Source organism: Roseobacter fucihabitans (genome assembly GCF_014337925.2).
GTDB classification, from domain to species: Bacteria; Pseudomonadota; Alphaproteobacteria; order Rhodobacterales; family Rhodobacteraceae; genus Roseobacter; species Roseobacter fucihabitans.
Genome location: NZ_CP143428.1, coordinates 1 through 18,739, shown reverse-complemented (window position 1 = coordinate 18,739; position 18,739 = coordinate 1). Strand labels below are relative to the sequence as shown.

The window sequence follows — 18,739 nt, the reverse complement described above, 5'->3', positions numbered from 1 at the left end:
GCGTTCTTCGATACTCTACACACCTTTCTTCGATAGTCTACCCACCATTCCTCGATACTCTACACACCAGGCAGTAAAAATAGGGCGTTTTTTATATTTTATAACAAGGGCTTACAAATCCAGCGATTCTCGTAACACATATATTAACACATATATAACACACAGCTTGTCAGCCCGACTGCCGCCATCACTAAAACCAACCATCGTTTGCGTCCTGCACACAGATAGGAATGCCCGTTGTTGTCGTAGTCCATAAACCGCCAAGGACAGCGCAGCCGGATGGGACAGATGCTATGAAACGAGGAAGAACAAGCAGACCGACCACGAACAAAATTGCGACACCGCCCGCAAGCCACGGTAATCGTGCCTTGAACCGTTCCACTTTGGCTTCACGTGCACAAATGCGATTGATGAGATCAGCGCGTTGATCAGTTAGATGTTTCACCGCTCCCGCCAGCTTTTCCCTTTCCACAGAGAAATTATGTTCGGTTGCGATCAGATCAGCCGTGACATCATTGAGCTTGGCATCAACGGTCTTGGCTATCAGCTCGCCATAGAGCTTAGGATTGGTCTGGTCCTGCGCCCCAACAGCCGCTGACCGTGCCTCTGTTGCCCTGAGATTGACCTTGGCCAGCAATTTGCCTTGCTCATCCATCCGCTCAGACATTCCCGCCAGCGCCGTGGCAAACAATTCGAGGCTATCGCGCATTTCATCATCCGAAAGGGTAGGGAAGGCGGGTTGATCCGGCGAGGTTTTGTCAGACATGGGGCGGTATCCTTTTCAGATCATTGGTCCTGCGGGACAACCAGCCCGTTAAATTCGCGGTCAGCGTAGTAGCGCAGCTTTTGTGTTATTGCCGTGGGCTGTCCTTGAACACGCAAGAGCTGGAGGTGAGGCGGGAGCTGCATGATTTCATCAGGCGTCAGTAGATCCCGGCCTGTGATGCTTGTGCCGGTTGTCGGCATGTCGCCGGGTTTGCGGCTTTCGGTCTGATAACCGATGGTTTCTTGTCCCATCGTCTGACTGATCCATTTGGCCGTTTCAAAATCATTGACCCCGAAGACCTGTTGCACCCCGGCGTTCGCCACGAAGGTCGAGGCGCGTGCGCCGTAGAGATCACGAAGCTGGCTCATGTCTTGCAAAATCGGCCAAAGCTGAAGACCGTAGCCTGCCATCAGCCCCATAGCGCGTTCCACAGCCTCCAGACGGCCCAGAGCCGCAAACTCGTCCAGTAGGAACAGGGCAGGGGCCTTCAGGCACTCCACAGGCCTCTGAGCGGCGATCTGGGGGTTCTGAGGCCCTGCCGGTGTCGATGACACCTCAGCGTCCCGTGCGATGTCCTGGAGCGCCTGAGAGACCAGAAGACGCAGCCAGCGGCTGTAGGCGTCTAGGCGGTTGGGGGGCAGCACAAGGAAAATGGACGTGATCCGGTGGCGCAGGTCCGAGAAGTGGAAATCTGACCGCGCCATAACTTTCGCGATCCTTGGGCTGTCGAGGAAATGGGTGTGGCGCTGCGCGTTCGACAGGACCGAGGCCGCTTCCCGTTCTGCCTTGCCCGCAAACTTGTTTGCAGCGCGGGCCACCAACCCGTCCGCTGCATTGCTGTCCTGCATCAGCTTCAGGAGCGCCGTCATGCGATCCGGGGGTAGGGTGAGATATTCCCGGACGGCCCCAAGATTGCGCCGTGCCGGTTCTTCATGCGCCACACAGAACATGATCAGACCGGACAGGAAGGATTTGGCCTCTTCGTTCCAATGCGGATCACCGGATTGTCCGGCAGGGTCCACCACCAGCGCATCGGCCAATGACATCGCATCTTCGCTCAGGTCCGGACTGTTTGCCGAAAGCCGGTCCAGCGGATTGTAGGACGCTGACGGCCTGCCCGAGACGCCGAAAGGATCGAGGACATGAACCGTGCCAAACTGTTCGCGGGCCGCACCCGTGATCCGGGCGTTCTCGCCCTTGGGATCAACGACCAGCACCGAGCGTTCCGCCAGCAGCAGATTGGGGATCACCGTGCCGACGCCTTTGCCCGCTCGTGTCGGTGCCAATGTCAGCAGATGGGCGGGACCGTCATAGCGTAGCAGCTTGCCGGTGCGCGGGTTACGACCGATCAAAAGACCGTCCGCCTGTTCCAGCGTCCGCAGTTCCTTTTTCCCGGCGAACCGCGCCGAGCCGTGGCTGTCCCGCCCGAAGCCGCCAAAGAAGGTTTCGGCACCGGAGCGTTCCAACCAATCCCGATAGGCGAGGACCACACCGATCAGCATGAAGGGTCCAAAGACCACCCAATGCCACGGACTTTCACCGGGGTTCTCACGGAAGAAAGCGAAGATGAACGGGGTGGCCACAAGTGTCGAGAATGCCGCGCCCAACAGCAGCCACAGGATCAACCAGCCGAATAGAAACGGTGTCACGATCAGGCGCTGAAAAAACCTGAACAGACGATCCATGATCAGGCTGAATGTCCGCATCAGGACGGGGTGTCCGGGTCAGGCGGGGAAGGGGAGGCCGAGGGTGCATTATCGCCGGAGGACGTTCCTCCCCAATCTACGAATGCTTTCTGATCCTGGGCGCGGGGCAGATTGCGAACAAGCCGATCCAGCATGGCGGCAGCGTTGCTATCCCGTTCAGCCAGATCGAGCAGAGCGCCACCCAGGATCACTTTGCGGCGGGTGTCCATTTTGCGCTGTCTGGTGGTTTCACGATTCTTAAGCGCCTGAAGACGGGCCTTGGCCTGGGCGTATCTCTTTTCGGCTTTCTCAAGTTCGGTTTCGGCCATGTCACAATCTGCCTTGTGTCATTTGCTGGAGGTCAGTTCGAGTTGGTCAATGTTGCGCTCCAAAAACAAGACAGGACAGCTTCTGGGCTATTTGTCGGCGGAACATGGCGGATACAGCATCTGCAATCGGCGGTTGTCTGCGAAGAGAGGTTGGTTGAGAGGTTTTTACTTGAACGGTTGCCGTAGTGTGCAAACCCTGAGCTGAGAAACAGTGAAGGGCGCACTTATGCAAACTCTACACCTACGGTTTCGAGATTTGCGTGCGATCCTCTTGGGGGAGACCCCCAGCCGATGGCCAACCCCTTCGCTGCCGAGGGCATCGACATGGGAGACGGCACCGCCTCTCCCAAACCCTCTAGGACCAACGTCAGCCGTTGGAGCGCATCCCAAAACCTCGCACCAGCGTCTCGACCGATGCCCCACGCTGGGGGCCGGTCTGACGATGGCGTCTCCGTTTTGGGAGCCTTGTGTTGTCGGACCTGTCGGTGCCAACACAAGCCAGGTTTGCTGGTCGCAAACCGCAGAGAACAATCCACATCCTGCCGCCCACCAAGAGGCTGGGCAGGCTGTGGGGTGTTCTCTGCAAGTCCCGTTCTCAGAGGTCCGATGCACCCCTTCAAACAGGCTGTCTTTTCCCCTCCGAACCCAGCGGTGCCAGCGGGAACCCCGGTCTAGCGCGCGGGCCTTCGGGGAAAAGACGGCTGACCCTGTGGCCAATGTCAGGGCATTGGCCGAGGTCAGCAGCGGCGCTTGTCGGCGGCGTTTGCGTCTCCGGCGAGGGGTGCGCTGATGGCCAGCTACCATCTCTCCGTGAAGACGATCAAACGCTCTGCCGGACGTACCGCGACGGCGGCAGCGGCCTACCGTGTCGGTGAGCGCATCGAGTGCCAGCGTGAGGGTCGCATACACGACTACACCCGCAAGCAGGGCATCGAGGAGACGTTCATCATTGCCCCCGAGAACGCCCCGGATTGGGCGCAGGACCGCGCCGCCTTATGGAACGCCGCCGAAGCCAGCGAGACCCGCAGCAACTCTGTCACGGCCCGCGAGTGGGAGCTGTCCCTGCCGTTCGAAATCAGTGCCGAGGTTCGGTCACAGATTACACGAGAGTTCGCCGAGCAGCTTGTCAGCCGCTATGGTGTCGCCGTCGATGTGGCGATCCATGCGCCCAATCGTGAAGGCGATCAGCGCAACCACCATGCGCATGTTTTGACCTCTACTCGCAAGCTGGAAGCCGAGGGCTTTACCGCCAAGACACGGGTGCTGGATTCCGCGAAGACCGGCGGCGTCGAGATCGATCAAATGCGCGGTTTCTGGGCCGAGTTGCAGAACCGTGCCTTGGAGCGGGCAGGGGAGGTTGAGCGCGTTGACCACCGTTCCCTTGAGAAGCAACGCGAGACGGCTTTGGACAGGGGCGACACCCTGTCCGCCGACGAGCTGGACCGCGACCCCGAGCTGAAGCTGGGGCCAGCGGCCAACTCCATGGAACGCCGCGAGAAGGCGGCGGCGGAGCGCGAGGGCCGGGAGTATGTACCACTGACGGAGCGCGGGGCTGTCACACACGCGGCGCGTCAGGCGCGGATGGCGTTCCAGGATATGCGCGAACGGCTGGACATCGCACGCGAGACCTATGGCGCAGAGCGGGAGGCGGGGCAGGGGCGTGTATCTGCCGGTCTGGCGGCACTCAGGGCGGCGGTTGATAAAGACCGCAGTGACGAGCGAGGGGTCGAGGATGTGCGGGAGCGGTTGGCCGGTATCATCGACAAGGGCAGGGGCGAGGACCGGACCTCTGAGGACGGTAAAGAAGGATACAATTACGCCCGTGAGCGGCTGAAAGGTATTCTGGACCGCGAGGGATCAGACGCGCCGCAGGCGACCTCTCACAAGCTGGACGGACACAGCGAGCTGGAGCAGGGCGTTAATCCTGAACCGAAGCCGTCCATCCGGGAGCGGCTGGACGATGTGTTGAACAAGCCGCGTGAAAAGCTGGAGATCGAGGACGAGCGCGAAGTGGAGAGCGAGAAAGAGGTCGAGAACGAACGCGAAATCGACAGGGAGGTGGATCGTGACCGTGGCCTCAGTCACTGAAGATCACCGACAGAACAGAAAAGGAGATTTGAAAATGGACGAAATATTCAATGTAGGCGAGACAATTTTGCTGGACGATCAGCCGTTGTCATTGGTGACGCGGGCAGGCGTTGAGACGTGGACCGAGGAGAGGATTAAGCACAGCTACCGCTACGACCAGGTGCGCGATCCGGTCACCGGGCAGATGAAATACCGCTGCCTGTATGCAAAGGATGGGGCAGGCGTGTCGTTCGTGCTCGTGAATGACCCGGACAGCGATAATGATGGGCGTGTCATTCTTTTTGATAAAAGGCGTGATCCGCCATGCAAGAGCCTTTGAGATCAGTTGGCGCTCGGCATGTTTGCCCATGATAGCCGCAAATTATTGCCCGCTCTTTTTGGCAAGTTGGCCCGCTTTACTAGGCGTCCCGAGACTTCAAAGTTATCGTCAATCTTTACTATGAGCAGTTTACTGAAGTGCCTGTCGAGACGCACACTGGTCTTTTCTTTGCTGTTAACTGGCGAGATCGTTTTGATCTCAACAAAGTCGTTGCCTAATCTACCATCGGAACCTTGGGCATGGTTCTTATGAAGTTTAATTCCATACATAATCGCACCAAAAAGCTCACCAATGTCGCCGTAGACGTTGAGGTGCTGCCCTGTGTCGCTGAAATAGGCTTCGGCAAGCGTCAGCAAGTCCTGAAAATATGGAACCAAAGTAGGATCAGCGTTTGGATATTTGAGGCGCAGTTCAGCCTCTCGCTCCAGTTCAGCTAGTCGGCTGTATTTGGTTTCTTCTGGATCGATAATGCTATCCCATCCAAGCCATTCGCCATCGATCCAAAATGCGTTGTCCGGGCCTAGTACATCCATTGTCATTCCAAACTCCTATTTTGAAGCCATACCCGAAGATTCTGGAAACATTATGACCGCCCTTACCCTTGGAAATACATCGTAGAACAACCACTTGTTAAGAATGCGGTTTGCTCTTTTGAATGACCAACGAACAGAGGCGACGCCCGGTGCTCAGGGCGTCTGTCCTGGCTGCAATGCCGAGATGTTGGCCCGCTGCGGCACCAAGAAGGTTTGGCATTGGGCGCATAAAGGCCGTCGCCATTGTGACCATTGGTGGGAAAATGAAACCCAATGGCACCGCGACTGGAAAAATCGGTTTGTGACCGACTGGCAAGAGGTGCCAGCTCGTGACGAAATGGGCGAATTGCATATCGCGGACATTAAAACGCCCAACGGTCTTGTGATCGAATTCCAGCACTCTGCAATCAAGCCGGACGAAGTGGTAAAGCGGACGAACTTCTATGGCCACGTAATCTGGATCATCGATGGAACCCGCCGCCCAACTGATCTCATCCAGTACGAACGGATGCTTTCAGAACATTACCCAGAACGGTTCGATGGCGTAGACATCTACACCGTCTATTGTGAGGAAACCCGGCTTCTCAAAGAGTGGGGGTCATTGGGCAGAATAGTCGGCTTTGACTTTGGTGGCGACAACCTATGCCTGCTCACAGCCTCACAAGGCCGAAGCCGCTACCTCTTCGACTTTCCAAAGGCGGAATTTGCTAAGTCGATCACCGAAGGGAGTCCATTGCCTGTCGTCCAGTTCGCAAAACCCACCCAGCGTGGTTATCGTCGGCGTAGAAGATTCTAGTAAACACTCTGCCAAAAACTGTCCTTTGTTAGCGTGCCTAAGCACCATAGCAGATTTGGGCTGCAAGAACTTAGTTGGTAGGTTGCCGCAGTAAATCTGCGACATCAACATTAAGTGCTACCGCAATTTTTTCCAATGTGTCGGTACGGACGGAATGCCGGGCGTTTTCGATGCGACCCAAGTATGCGCGGCTGATACCTGCGTGCTTCGCCAGATTTTCTTGGCTCAAACCAACTTTTTTGCGGTGCTTGATGATGTTTTGAGCTATGCGTTCAGAGAGTTTCATACCCGGAGACTAGCTTTTAGCAAAGAACCGAAGCCACGTGATATATGCTACATTCGTGTCGACCCAAAACGATAGGTCTTGGCCGGAAAACGCAGCTTCAATACACACACAAAGTAGCCATAGAAATCCGGTGACCCCGGCATTGGTGCCGGGATCGCTTTTTGCTTCGGACAGGGCAGGGGATCGACGGGCTGACGCCCGCTCACCCCAACCCTGACTTTTTAAATCCTATTGATCCGCCTGCCATCCTGTCAGGTCCGAGAAAACCGGCAAGCGCCGCCTTTGGCGTCGGTTCCGGTCGAGAATTCCGGTTCCTCCCACGCGCAGGCGCGCGGTTCCCTCCCAAATTCACGCCCTCCACCCAGTTGTCACGGCCCCACCAGGCCGCAGGCAGGGCTTTGCCCTTACCTGCTCTGCCGTTCGGAATGCATGGGCATTCCAAACGGCAGAACAGGAAGGCCCGCCCATTGGCGGAAAGGGAAAAAAGACCCCGACCGCGTCACTCAAGGAGGGTCACAAATGACCAAAGAGAAATTTGACGTTTATTCCCATGTAACCAATCAGATTGTCGCGCAGATCGAGGCGGGAACACCGCCCTGGCGCAAGCCGTGGACCGGAGGCGGTGTGTCGGTCAGCTTGCCGGAACGGTTCAACGGCGAAGCCTATCGGGGCATCAATATCCTGATGCTTTGGGCCGCAGCTATGGCTAAGGATTACAGCTCAGCCCGCTGGATGACATTTAACCAAGCCAAGCAGTTGGACGGCCATGTCCGCAAGGGCGAGAAATCCGCCACTGTTGTGAAATACGGCACAGTCGAGCGCGAGGATGAGAACGGCGAGGAACGCCAGATCCCCTATGCCAAGGCCTACCGCGTGTTCAACGCTGACCAGATCGAGGGCTTGCCCGCTGAATTTTACATCCTGCCCGACCCGCCCCGTGATCTTGGCACCGTAGCAGACCCCGAGTTGGAGGCCTTCTTTGCCGCGAGTGGCGCGCAGATCGACAGCACCGAGGAGCCGCGTGCCTATTACAACATCAAGACAGACCGCATCCACATGCCGCTGATCGCAACCTTTCACAGGGCAGCAGGATATTATGGCACCTTGGCGCACGAGCTGACCCATTGGACGGGGGCGACAAAGCGTCTGGACCGTTTGGGCCGGTTCAACGACCGCAAGGCCTATGCGTTTGAGGAGCTGGTCGCCGAAATCGGAAACTGTATGCTTTGCGCCCAGATCGGGGTGGAGCCTGAATTTGACCAGAGCGCGGCCTATGTCGAAGGATGGCTTGAGGCGATGAAGGAAGACAGCCGTGCAATATTCCGTGCTGCGTCTGAGGCGCAGAAGGCGGCGGATTACATCATTGCCCGCATTGCGCAGGTTGACCGGATGGCCGCTGAGTAACGGTCCGCCGAAAGATCGACGCCCCCGTCATCCGGCGGGGGCTTTTTGCGTTTAGGTATGATCCTGGCCGTGGACGGTTTCAGGGTGACCTGTCGGCGGGCGACCTGAAGGCCACCTGCCGACAGGCCCGGCGCTTCGCGCGGACGCCCTAAGGGCGGAAGGGGTATCTAAAATCGCCACGAAAAGAGAAATGTATATTATCTATTGGGCAGGTTCAGGCTACGATAATAAGTTATATTCTCGAACTATGGCATCCGCGACTTCATACATCACCTTCACTCGGAGTTCGGTTTCTCCGGCCTCCTGTGTTATCTGCTGAGTCAACATTTTAACATCCATGTCCCCGTTGAATCGGTGGTTTTCAGGAGACTTACCGTCGAGGAATGACTTTAACGACGCAGGTATAATGGCTGAAGATTGCCCACCAAGTTTCATTTTTCCACCATCGTTAGTGTCGTGGATGATGAAGCTCTCGCCTTCCATGTAGATAGCCTGAACAACGTCTTCAGCGTCGCTGCGCGACTTTATGAAAGGCTTGTATGCGTGTGTCAGCACATCCCCAATCTCAGGGGCGTTCCAGTTGATCGGTATTTTTGCGCTGGCGGAGATAATTGTTCTTCCAGTGTCCCGTCCACCCGAGCGCTCGCGCTCAACAAAGATCATATAGTCGTTATCTTCTGTTTTGTATTCGACATTTAGCATATCCGATGTGGACTGGATTACCTTGGCGTTGCTTTGGAAGTGCTGCGCAACATCTGCATACTTGGTCTGAAGAATGCCTTTTCCACCAGTAGATACGATGCTGCTAACTATCTTTGAATAATTCGGTTTTGATTTTGATGTCCCGAAAAGCGAACTGAGGATGCCCATGGTATTCCTATATCTGTTGTTGCCCAAATCGCTGGGTGTTTTGATCTGCGATAGCCTTCAGGTGAAGTCATTCATTCAACTGGTTTACCTGCTCGACACTGATGTAAACACGAGATCCTCTGATCTCTACGGTGCCGCTGCCAGATATCGTGCAGAGATCGTCGTATGAGACCATAAAGCTTGTGTTGTTACACTCAGTCTCGATCCGCTCACGGGCGTCTCTTCCCGCGTCAATGGTTACACCGAAAGGTTCGCGGTTTTCATCGTAAAACGTAAAATCACCCTCTGAACTATTATATTTGATTCGTCCGGAGAAGGTCACTGATGTTCGGTCCATGCTAGTAAGATAGCTTCCAAGAGAAACCTCTTGTGCAGATGCCACTCCAGCCCAAACTATGGCCAAAATTGATAGGTATGTTCGCTGCATAATGGTCTCCGTTTATCTAATCTAACATTTAGTCTTCAAAAGACTATTGAGGATTTAGTGTTCTGAAATTGAAAAGAAATTCTGGATTTGATACCGCAGCCTGACTTGTATAACTCATCTCAACCGCAGACCCGTTGTGGTTTTCAAATTCCCCAGAGAACGTTACTTTATCACCGCGCCGCAAGCTCAACAGCGTGTCATATATTGCGGTCTGTGATGACGGGATTAGCGTGTCTATCCCATACGAAAGATGAACCCCAGCAAGCAGGTTCACACCGCCAACATCAATACTGATACCACCTTTTCCTTGAACGCTTTGAACGCCAAGAACGGTGCCTGACCAGCTTTCTGGGGAGGCGATCTTGGCTATTTGTAAGTCTCTATCCTGTACGAGTCTCTGCAAAGCCAAAGAATTTGGCGATGAACCTACCTGAGCTTGAAAGGCTTCCATTTTTGATAGGAAATCTTGTTGTGCAGCAGGGAGATTCAGCGTGGTATCGGACGTAGGTTGTGTTGGTGATAGCATTGCTATGCCTACAAATACTGCTGCTAAAATTGCTCCGTACATTAGCAAACGCCGGGGACGACGCTTAGCGCATCCGGCACACTTATTACTGCTTTTAAGGTTAGATTTGCCACATGGGCAAATCCAATAAGAAACACTTTCAGCCATCTATTTTGGCCGTGTAAGGAGCGCCATGATGCCCAGAATAATTGCTCCAATCAGCCAAACGAAAATCAGGATCGTGACGCCGATACCAGTTCCGATAGCGGCCCCAGCAGCCTCAGCCCCAGACATGCCTGCTTGGCTTTGAACAGCACCTTGCGTGCCACCCCAAATCCAAAGAACCATCAAAATATTGAAGGCCCAGAACGCGAAGATAACAAGTTTACCGAAAATGCCGCGCTTTGCTTTTCTCAGTACTGCGCCGCATGATGGACATGACGTTGCGGTGGTACTGACCTTGTGCTGACAGGTTGGGCATTCAATTATTGCTGGTTTGGCCATTAAAAATCTCCTTTTGCAAGTTTGATACTGGAAGAGACGTTTTTTGCAACGTGAATAGCCAGTTACCTTAATTTTCTTATTTTTCACAATAGGATAGCGAAAATCTATTCTTAGCGTACTATTCTGCCCCCTACCGGACTCGACCCCACTGTCATTCGAAACTCCTATTTGTGAGTACTACCTTGAGACTTTGAAAACATTATGACCGCCCTTAAGGTTGTTGGTAGTCTGGTATATCGCCTGTTGGGAGCAAGATGTTTCAGTTCACGGAATTTTTGAGGAAGCTTGATTTAGACCCAGCGAGGGTCAGATTGCTTCGTCACGACGCACGGGGCGTCGCCGCGTGGCGTCGTGGTGGCGCACATGCTTTCGGGTGCTTTGCTAGCTTCCAAAGACGAACGCCTCCGCCTTATGGCGGAGTTGAAATTGCGTGCCATTTTCTTCCTGCTTCTAACCTTCCGGACGGAACGCTGACCGCGCTTTATGTTGGAACAACACGTATTGCAGATCGGTGGGAATGGGATGGCGAACGACTGCCGTTGATCCAAGATGCAGAAATAATTGAGGGGGAAAGGGGCCGTGAAAATGTCGATGCCTTCGATTTGGAGTGGATCGATCAGGGCAGCGAATATGCCGAACGTCTACTTATTAATTGGGGTCTTGGTGGGAGGGCTTGGTCCCAATGGGGGCACAGGAGGCAGAAGGCGATTTTAGAAATCCGTTTGCAGCCGCAGGAGCCACCCTTTCCAGGATTCTCTGGCTTTATCTCGCGGATAAGTGAGATTCCACAGTTTCCACAAGCATGGACAGGCTCGCTTGCAGGTGTTCGAGGAGTCTATCTATTGATTACTGACGATGGTGAGCAATACGTCGGTTCGGCTACCGGTATAGATGGCTTCATGGGGCGCTGGCGCCAGTATTTGGTAAATGGTCACGGCGGTAATGTGCTGCTTCGCGCAGCAGGTCACCGAGATTACGCAATGGCGATCTTGGAGGTTGCTTCGCCGGACATGTCGCTAGGAGACATTCTAACGCGGGAGGCATTCTGGAAAACCAAACTTGGTGTGCGAGCGCACGGCTTGAACGCGAATTGAGAAGCTATCAGACATATAGCATGCACTGCCTCGACCGTTGCTTGAGTGAGAAAAAAGCCGCTTTGAAAAGCGGCTTCGTTCATTACAACATGTAATGGATTGCTAAAACCAGATACATTGCTGCCATCGTCAAATAAACTATTGATATCATTTAAATTCCTCTATCATTTAAGTTATGTAGAGCTCTTGCCTACGCATGTATTTATACGGCGGCGGTGTCCGGAAATCGCATTTCAGGGATCTAAATGTGCGACATTCTGCCGCATCAAGGCTATCGCTTCTGTTGGACAGAAACGGTCCTTTGTGCCGGTTTCCCCTGCCCCACCGAAAATCAATCACTTAGACAGGACAAAAACCCCCGGCAAAACCTTTGTAGTTCTGGCAGGTTTTTGTCACAGTGAAGCATGATCATCGGATACGCCCGCGTCAGCACTGACGACCAGAATCTAGATGCCCAGATTGACGCACTTACAGCGGCAGGGGCTGGCAAACTGTTTGCTGATAAGATCAGCGGATCGAAGCGCGAACGGCCAGAGCTGGACAGGCTGCTGGACCAGCTCCGTGACGGCGACGTTGTGACAGTCACAAAATACGACCGCCTTGCCCGGTCCCTAAAAGACCTTTTGGAGATTGTAGAGGTCATAGGCGAACGCGGTGCCGGCTTCCGGTCCTTGGCCGAGGACATCGACACGACGACGCCAGCCGGCCGTCTCGTTTTTCATGTCTTTGCTTCTATTGCTCAGTTTGAGCGCGAACGAATTTCGGAGAGAACCAAAGAAGGGCTGGCGTCAGCTCGCAAGCGTGGGCGGATAGGCGGAAGACCCCCTGCCCTTACCGCTGCCCAGAAGATTGAGGTGCAGCACATGAGGGATCAAGATCACCGCGCTGTCTCGGAGATCGCCCGGTTGTTTAAGGTAAGCGAAAGGACCGTACGACGAGCCTAGATGACTGATGGGTACTGTCCGATGTAGTGTCCCGATTAATAGTAGCGACTCAGTTCGCGTGATCGAGGCAAAGGCATAACAGTGACTAATGTATCCGAACTAATTTTTAGGCAGATTACACCTGCGGACTTTTTCAATATCAATAAGCAGCCTGGGGCTGAGGCTCTAGGTGGGGGGCAGTCTTACATCGACGTTCCTGTAAAAAACGTAGCCTTGCCTACATGGCACTCGTTTTTTGATGGAATCCAACCAGTTGCTAAAACAAACGGACCTGTATGGACCGTTGAAATAAACAGTTTAGGTGGCCTAGGCTCTCAGCAAGTTTCTATAGGCCAAAGACGTGAGGCCAGCGTAAATATTCGCTCTCAAAAGCTCTTTAGCCGGTCCAGCAATCGCATTTATGCGTGGCATCCTGACCATGGTGGTTTCCCGCGAGCACCAGTTGATATGTCTTCTGCCGAAGACCCGCGCGTTATAGAGCTTACCGCTGGAGTCCGCGTCTTCATATTGAAAACAGAAGAGGATGAATATTGGGCAGGTTGGTTGAAAACTGAAGAAATTGAAAGGTTGTCAGCAATCGACCAGCGCTTTGAAACTATGCTTACAGAGCCTGCTGGACATCTCTCATTTGATCCTGAAATCGAGCTGAACTTAGCAAGCCTGAAGGACCCGTTCGGGGTTCAACCCCATTCTGTTGAGGTCGCCGAAGAAGACGTCGCCGGTAATGCAGGAACGCCAAATAAAAAGGCCCCTTACAACGCCAAGACAGGCCGTTCGGAAGAAGCTATTGCCGCTGAACTTTTCCAAGATGATTCATCGTCGGAAGATGTGAAGAAAACACAAAAGGTCATCGAGACATTTGAGCGGAACCGGAAAGCGGTTCGTGATCTGAAAAAGTTGTATAAGACATGCCAGATCACCGGGAACGACTTTATCTTTTCCAAGGTCAACGGCGAGCCATATTTGGAAGTTCATCACCTAGTTCCGTTAGGTGAAGGCGGTTCTGACAACCCAACAAACCTCGTGGTGATAAGTGCTCATATCCACCGGATGCTACATTACGCCGTTGTTGAAGGCATGGACCTCGCCAAGATCGTTGATGGCAAGCTCGACTTCACAATCAATGGCGAAGGCTTCACGATCACTTGGTTGCCAGAACATGCTAAAGTTATTGCGGATGCTGGCGGCGCTACCGTTTGATGTGAAAAAGGTATTCCATGACCGTTCCGCCCTGCCCGCCCGCATTACTTCTAAAGCGGGCGAATGGGATTTTTTGAAGCGAGACCGTTCCAAATTCTGAAAATAGCTCCATGAGCTGTTCTTCGGTTAGTAAGCCGTCTTCACTATAACTGATCATGAACTGCCCGCATTGCGCGGATTTAAAGATCGTGCGGAAAGCGTCCCTAATTTTCACTTTAGAACAGAAATCTGAATATTGGTCCCGCCACGGTCTAAGTCCGCTGACGCCAACTGCCTCTGGTGAGTCTCCACGGGCAATCGTTTCGATGATGTGGTAATTTGCTGCATATTGCCGCTTCATGTATGGCGGGTCGATGTAACAAAGGTCAGCTTCTATCAAAGGAGCAACCGTCTCCGCCTGCCCTTGATGAACTGTGTGGTCCGTTCGGTGGCCCGCTAAGAGCGTTGCAGGACGTAGCTCAAGCGATGCTAGTGCTGACGTTCCCCATTTGGAGCGATGATGGCCATATGTACCGGCTATGTTTGCAACTCGATTACTTGCTAGAACTAAATCATGCCGCAGCAGCGAATTTTCTGTCTCGGATATAGTCTCGTCTACCTGCCATTGATTAAGTTGCGCGGTGATGGCGTCAATCCTGCCTGCGTTTTCACCACTAAAATACTTGCGAGGCTCACCCCCGTTTTCAGGGTTCCCATCAGGCGAGTATTCTTTGAAGAAAACCCCCTTTCGCAACTTGAGCTGATTTAGGTGGGTTAAGACACTCGCATAGCCTTTAAGTCCGATTTTACCGAACTTGGGTTCTTCGGAGAGGAGAAGTCTGACCCGCGCATGATGAGCAGCGAACGTCATCATGTCCGAAGCGATTACGCGGTACTCAGACGTCCTTAAAGCCTCTGACACAGAGGCAGTGCCACACATGATGTCAGCAACTGTGGCACCGTCTTTCACAACTTTACTGAATGAATCCAGAAGGATCGGCAAAAGCCGCGTTTTATTTCCAATATATCGGTATGACATGGTTTTTAAGGCACCATCTCAATATGTATCGACTGGCTGTCGAAGTCGCTTAGAACACGCATTGGCTCAAGGTTTTGTGCCTCACAGATCACTTGCTTAACCCAATCAAGGTCAGAGTGATCAAGGTTATAAAGACCTGCGACAAGGCCTTCGATCTCAAGATCAAGTTTCTTGCTTTTACCGCCATTCCGAACGTGCTTTTTGACGCGGCTGGCAATTTCAACGGCCTGCCTCCAAGATTGAGTGCCTCTTTTAGGGGATGGAATAGGTAGCTCTTTAAGGGTCTTCGGTGTCACGTAAGGATGTGAGCGCCATTCATTTTCCCCGGATTTTCTGAGGTGGTATGCGAACATTACGCGAGACGATAATACGCCCAAAACGTAGTAGAGGAAAAAGTTGAGGTCTTCTGACAGCGGTACGTAGTGGAAAACAACTTGGTTCGAAGCGGCCACCTTCTTTGTCACCGTAGCCTTCAGGCCAATTCCTGTTTTTCTGACAAGCAACCTTTCCTGAGAGTAAATTTCTCGGCTCTTATAGTTGATCCCAGGAACATCAAGTTTGATACGCCGGGAACAGGATAGCGCGTAACGCCCAATATCTTCACCGACAATGAGTGGCATGAATCCAGATTGTTTTTCCGTATCTACTTCAACAATTCTCTGTGTAGTCATCTCTTCAGAATGTGCAGTTCGACCGCAACCTTGGCACGTCACATCTCTAGGGCGCGTAGGAGACGGAGTAACCTGGTTACAGGTTTCACAAACCTTGACTAACCCACGCTTAGAAAGTTCCACGCCTCGCCCTGAGGCTACCAATTCAGTCCAACTGCCGCCGGATGCTTCCAATCTCCCCAACAAGTTTTGCTCAGAGCGACGCACATCAATATCCCATCGGCATCCAGCATCAGACAAAAATCGGCTTTGATTAATCCGATGACTAGCAAGCTGTCGTGCGTCTTCTAAATCAAGATCACCCGATAGCACCGCCGCTCTCTGCGTCTTGGAAAGACGGAAGGCTTCAACGACATGATTGGAGGCAGGTTTGCGCTTACGCACGAGAAGAACTGTTGTTCCACGGTAGACGCCTTTGAAGATCCCTTCTCCAAGTCTTGCAATGAGTTCTACTGTATAATTTTCGGCAAGAAGCAACCTTGTAGACGCATGTTCGGGAGAAAATATAGCATCAGGAAGGATGAAAACCGCCATGCCGTCATCATCTAAAGCCTTCAAAGACATCTCAACAAAAAGAGACCAGCTATCAAATTGCCCGTTCGCAAGGGTATATCCCAGCGCTCGTAGATGCCCTGAAGAATGAAGCAAGTCGGCACCCCACGGTGGATTAGAGATCAATGCACCTACCTTGAAGCTCTGCTGACGCTGATTAAGAGCCGGTGATAGCAACATATCCTCAGTCTTAATAATAGCAGACGTTCCCAAGCGGGTTTGCGCCGCTTGCGAAGCTTCGCAATCAATATCCATTCCAAAGAGTTTAGCGTTTGGTAGCTGTTCTAGAGCCGCATCTAGCAGTTCACCATCACCACATGCTGGGTCGAGCAGATTGCCAGACCACGTCTCACCAAGATGTTCCTTAAGTAGGACCGCACCCCATGTGGCTAGAAATCTAGGGGTAAACACCTGACCTTTCTCAAAGCCAACCGGAAGGCTTACTGCCGCGTCTTCAAAGCGCCTTTCTAGTTTGGTAATCAGCATGCTATTTCCCTGCCCTGTTGCTCTCAAAATGACTATTTAGAGAGGGTCTTTTCTTTACTTATCTGACAAGTATTTTTGATTAGTTATCTATTCACGAGGTAACAGATAACACTTATCAGTTATCGTCTACGCCCATCAATTTCTTCATTGGCAGGTATATCTATGCCACCGGACCTAAGGCACTCGTACAAAAGCTCTTTTTGGGTCAGTTGACGTTTCTTGGCCTCTGCCGCAAAGGCTTCTTTTATAGGTTTAGGAACGTTGGTAAAAGAAAACTGAACGCGTGGCGCATCCCTTAACGCAGAGGACTTCGCCTTACTTACGCTCGGTAAAGGCGCAGCCAGAGCCTTAATCTTTCGAGCACTATCATCGCCATCAAGATCGTCATCGAGATTTACGCTGACTTTGGCCATGCGCCGCTCCTATAAAAGTTGATAAGGCCCCTGCCTTGTAGGTCAGCCAAAACAGACTGTGCAGATGTCTTGGCCGCACCTTGTGGTGCCATGCCAGTTGAGGTCATTTCCTTAAAGCCTGTTCGATGTGCACACATCGCACCCAGCCTTGGAACGCCCTGAGCATCTAAGGCATCGGTAATTGCCTGAGTGATGTTGGTATGGGTATCCACGTCCATCATCACAACAAGAGCGGGAATTTCTCTCTCCATCGTTTCGGCAACGCTCTGGACATGAGAAAAGGTTCGTTTAGCGCCCTTAGCATCCGCTTCATTTGCCTTCGAGGGTATGAGGATGAGATTGGCAGCAGCAATAGCGTGCATAGACATGGCAGACTTGAATCCCGCCGTATCTACAAAAATTGCGTCATACGCTGGTTCAGCTTTCTTGAGGGCTTTAACGGTGGGAAGAAGTTTTTCGTCATCTTCTTCAAATACCCAATCCAAGTTGGTTTTCTCTTTTTTTGCCCACGATTCTAGGTGACGTTGAGGATCAGTGTCGATCACTGCGATCCTTGCGCCATCGACAACCATAAGGCTCGCAATCGCGGTTAGGAGAGTCGTTTTTCCGGCCCCACCTTTTTCCTGAACTACGCTGATGACCTGCGTCATAACTCACCTCACTTTTTATGAAACGGATAACAGGTAACTCATAATAGTCAACACTTAACTGATAACAAATAAGCCATAACTGGTATTTGTTATCAGTTAGGGAGCCTTACCTTTCCGCTCGTACCACTTCCGGCAAAACCCAACAAAAGCCCCGTCTGCATGGCGCGGAGACTCGCTCATCCACATCCGCCACTCCTGTTCGAGAAAGTAGACATCCCAAGAGGGGGCGGCTTCACGCGCTTTCTCATAACCATCTGAAGAAATGCGGACTGTATCCGACAGCCCAGAAGCAGGTTGTTCGGCGTATACCTCAAGAAACTCAGGTTTTGGTGTAATTTCCAGAATGTCATGCAACAGCCGAAAGCGATAATCTGGCATATGCGATTGCGCTTCATCTGCCTTGCAGATGGTTTTTACGAGACGTTTGAATTCCTTTGATGTGGAGGTCGAACCCGTCTTGTGCTGCAATTTGTCCAAGCCAATCCGCCAGACTTCCTGTTTTCCACAGTGCTTGCGGGCTAGTTCATAAAGGCGGCGCTCCAAAGGCTTCCGAAGCTGGAAATAGGCTCTGTGGAGGGTCAGAACATTCTTATTTTCAATGGCTTTTACTAGCCAGTCACCCATTTCAAGCTCTACGCTTAGCAGCCGTCCCGTCGAGTCTTCCTTGACTATACGCGCGTCTGTAATGAACGAGATGGAACGCCATTCCCCTATTCCGTGATCGTGAATATTGGTCTCAATCTGCGTAAACTGGAGGCGGGTAAGGGCGCGTCGCAGTGTTGCGTAAGCCTGTCCCGTCGTGTGACGGTTAGTTGCTTTGAGAAGATCATGCGCCGAAATTTGGACGCGGCGACCAATTTCCTGTCCATCATTTTTTGCGGCCATGAGTTGGCTAAGGACATAAATCAAAATGTCCCTGTCAAAGACATTTGCGCGGCCCTCTTCGGCAGCGGGAGTGATCTTTACCTTCACATTGCCCTGCTCGTACTGGAACGCGGCCATGTCTTTCTTCACAGATAGCGAAAAAAGCGGATGCTCCATTGAGGCACGGTCACTCTTCGGTGTCGCATCGAGGATGTCGCACACAAAAAGATCAGGCTCAGTATGCCTTTCTGGAAGAAGAGCAGTGCGTTTTCTTGGTCTTGCCATTATTCGATACTCTACACACCGTTGTTCGACAGTCTGCCCACCAGACCGCC

Annotated in this window: 21 protein-coding genes; 8 read left to right on the top strand and 13 right to left on the bottom strand. The window is 52.6% G+C overall.

The annotated features are described in order from the left end of the window. Positions 1-190 precede the first annotated feature (190 nt). Genes ROLI_RS23755 through ROLI_RS23745 form a run of 3 tightly spaced genes read right to left on the bottom strand, consistent with a single transcriptional unit; the run spans position 191 to position 2,780 of the window. On the bottom strand, positions 191-766 hold the full coding sequence (locus tag ROLI_RS23755) for a hypothetical protein (RefSeq protein ID WP_187431964.1): 576 nt from the start codon (positions 764-766) through the stop codon (positions 191-193). Positions 767-786: 20 nt separating this feature from the next. Beyond that, positions 787-2,472: a type IV secretory system conjugative DNA transfer family protein gene (locus ROLI_RS23750; protein WP_187431965.1), complete on the bottom strand. Its 1,686-nt coding sequence runs from the start codon at positions 2,470-2,472 to the stop codon at positions 787-789. Next, positions 2,472-2,780 (bottom strand): mobilization protein, encoded by a 309-nt coding sequence (locus tag ROLI_RS23745; RefSeq protein WP_338469281.1) that lies wholly within the window; start codon positions 2,778-2,780, stop codon positions 2,472-2,474. The genes ROLI_RS23750 and ROLI_RS23745 overlap by 1 nt, the downstream gene beginning before the upstream one ends. A 789-nt stretch (positions 2,781-3,569) precedes the next feature. Here ROLI_RS23745 and mobQ point away from each other — a divergent pair. Both mobQ and ROLI_RS23735 read left to right on the top strand, forming a co-directional pair. Further along, positions 3,570-4,868, top strand: coding sequence for a MobQ family relaxase (gene mobQ, locus ROLI_RS23740; RefSeq protein ID WP_187431967.1), 1,299 nt, complete (start codon positions 3,570-3,572; stop codon positions 4,866-4,868). Positions 4,869-4,902: 34 nt separating this feature from the next. Continuing rightward, the gene (locus ROLI_RS23735) at positions 4,903-5,187 is read left to right on the top strand and encodes a hypothetical protein (RefSeq protein ID WP_187431969.1); all 285 of its coding nucleotides are present in this window, start codon (positions 4,903-4,905) and stop codon (positions 5,185-5,187) included. A gap of 2 nt (positions 5,188-5,189) precedes the next feature. Here the strand turns inward: ROLI_RS23735 and ROLI_RS23730 are convergent, their stop codons facing one another. Next, positions 5,190-5,720, bottom strand: coding sequence for a hypothetical protein (locus tag ROLI_RS23730; RefSeq protein WP_187431970.1), 531 nt, complete (start codon positions 5,718-5,720; stop codon positions 5,190-5,192). Between the two features lie 118 nt (positions 5,721-5,838). Here ROLI_RS23730 and ROLI_RS23725 point away from each other — a divergent pair, with 118 nt between their 5' ends. Further along, complete coding sequence (locus ROLI_RS23725; protein WP_222869696.1) at positions 5,839-6,516, top strand: competence protein CoiA; 678 nt, start codon at positions 5,839-5,841, stop codon at positions 6,514-6,516. A gap of 70 nt (positions 6,517-6,586) precedes the next feature. Here the strand turns inward: ROLI_RS23725 and ROLI_RS23720 are convergent, their stop codons facing one another. Next, positions 6,587-6,802 carry a helix-turn-helix domain-containing protein gene (locus ROLI_RS23720; protein WP_187431950.1) on the bottom strand — a complete coding sequence of 72 codons (216 nt, stop codon included), beginning with the start codon at positions 6,800-6,802 and terminating at the stop codon, positions 6,587-6,589. A gap of 519 nt (positions 6,803-7,321) precedes the next feature. On the opposite strand from ROLI_RS23720, the gene ROLI_RS23715 reads away from it, so the two are divergent. Beyond that, a complete protein-coding gene (locus ROLI_RS23715; protein WP_187431951.1) occupies positions 7,322-8,206 on the top strand; it encodes an ArdC family protein in 885 nt (294 codons plus the stop codon). Positions 8,207-8,425: 219 nt separating this feature from the next. Here ROLI_RS23715 and ROLI_RS23710 read toward each other — a convergent pair whose 3' ends face one another. After that, positions 8,426-9,076 (bottom strand): hypothetical protein, encoded by a 651-nt coding sequence (locus ROLI_RS23710; RefSeq protein WP_187431952.1) that lies wholly within the window; start codon positions 9,074-9,076, stop codon positions 8,426-8,428. On the opposite strand from ROLI_RS23710, the gene ROLI_RS23705 reads away from it, so the two are divergent. Continuing rightward, positions 9,075-9,245, top strand: coding sequence for a hypothetical protein (locus ROLI_RS23705; protein ID WP_187431953.1), 171 nt, complete (start codon positions 9,075-9,077; stop codon positions 9,243-9,245). The genes ROLI_RS23710 and ROLI_RS23705 overlap by 2 nt on opposite strands. A 301-nt stretch (positions 9,246-9,546) precedes the next feature. Here ROLI_RS23705 and ROLI_RS23700 read toward each other — a convergent pair whose 3' ends face one another. Continuing rightward, on the bottom strand, positions 9,547-10,176 hold the full coding sequence (locus ROLI_RS23700) for a hypothetical protein (RefSeq protein WP_187431954.1): 630 nt from the start codon (positions 10,174-10,176) through the stop codon (positions 9,547-9,549). Then, positions 10,177-10,512 (bottom strand): zinc ribbon domain-containing protein, encoded by a 336-nt coding sequence (locus ROLI_RS23695; protein ID WP_187431955.1) that lies wholly within the window; start codon positions 10,510-10,512, stop codon positions 10,177-10,179. It abuts the gene before it with no gap. Between the two features lie 254 nt (positions 10,513-10,766). Between ROLI_RS23695 and ROLI_RS23690 the strand changes: the two genes are divergently transcribed. The 3 genes from ROLI_RS23690 (at position 10,767) to ROLI_RS23680 (ending at position 13,750) form a co-directional block, all read left to right on the top strand. Then, entirely contained in the window at positions 10,767-11,606 is an 840-nt protein-coding gene (locus tag ROLI_RS23690; RefSeq protein WP_187431956.1) for a GIY-YIG nuclease family protein, read from the top strand. Between the two features lie 404 nt (positions 11,607-12,010). Further along, positions 12,011-12,550 (top strand): recombinase family protein, encoded by a 540-nt coding sequence (locus ROLI_RS23685; RefSeq protein WP_187431957.1) that lies wholly within the window; start codon positions 12,011-12,013, stop codon positions 12,548-12,550. 81 nt (positions 12,551-12,631) lie between these two features. Continuing rightward, positions 12,632-13,750 (top strand): hypothetical protein, encoded by a 1,119-nt coding sequence (locus ROLI_RS23680; RefSeq protein WP_187431958.1) that lies wholly within the window; start codon positions 12,632-12,634, stop codon positions 13,748-13,750. Here the strand turns inward: ROLI_RS23680 and ROLI_RS23675 are convergent. The 5 genes from ROLI_RS23675 to ROLI_RS23655 form a co-directional block, all read right to left on the bottom strand. Further along, a complete protein-coding gene (locus tag ROLI_RS23675; RefSeq protein WP_187431959.1) occupies positions 13,740-14,768 on the bottom strand; it encodes a DNA adenine methylase in 1,029 nt (342 codons plus the stop codon). The genes ROLI_RS23680 and ROLI_RS23675 overlap by 11 nt on opposite strands. A 5-nt stretch (positions 14,769-14,773) precedes the next feature. Continuing rightward, the gene (locus ROLI_RS23670) at positions 14,774-16,477 is read right to left on the bottom strand and encodes an N-6 DNA methylase (RefSeq protein WP_187431960.1); all 1,704 of its coding nucleotides are present in this window, start codon (positions 16,475-16,477) and stop codon (positions 14,774-14,776) included. A gap of 119 nt (positions 16,478-16,596) precedes the next feature. Beyond that, the gene (locus ROLI_RS23665) at positions 16,597-16,890 is read right to left on the bottom strand and encodes a hypothetical protein (RefSeq protein ID WP_187431961.1); all 294 of its coding nucleotides are present in this window, start codon (positions 16,888-16,890) and stop codon (positions 16,597-16,599) included. After that, positions 16,872-17,540: a ParA family protein gene (locus tag ROLI_RS23660; protein WP_187431962.1), complete on the bottom strand. Its 669-nt coding sequence runs from the start codon at positions 17,538-17,540 to the stop codon at positions 16,872-16,874. Before ROLI_RS23660 ends, ROLI_RS23665 begins: the two co-directional genes overlap by 19 nt. Positions 17,541-17,636: 96 nt before the next feature. Further along, positions 17,637-18,689: a replication initiator protein A gene (locus tag ROLI_RS23655; RefSeq protein ID WP_187431963.1), complete on the bottom strand. Its 1,053-nt coding sequence runs from the start codon at positions 18,687-18,689 to the stop codon at positions 17,637-17,639. Positions 18,690-18,739 lie beyond the last annotated feature (50 nt).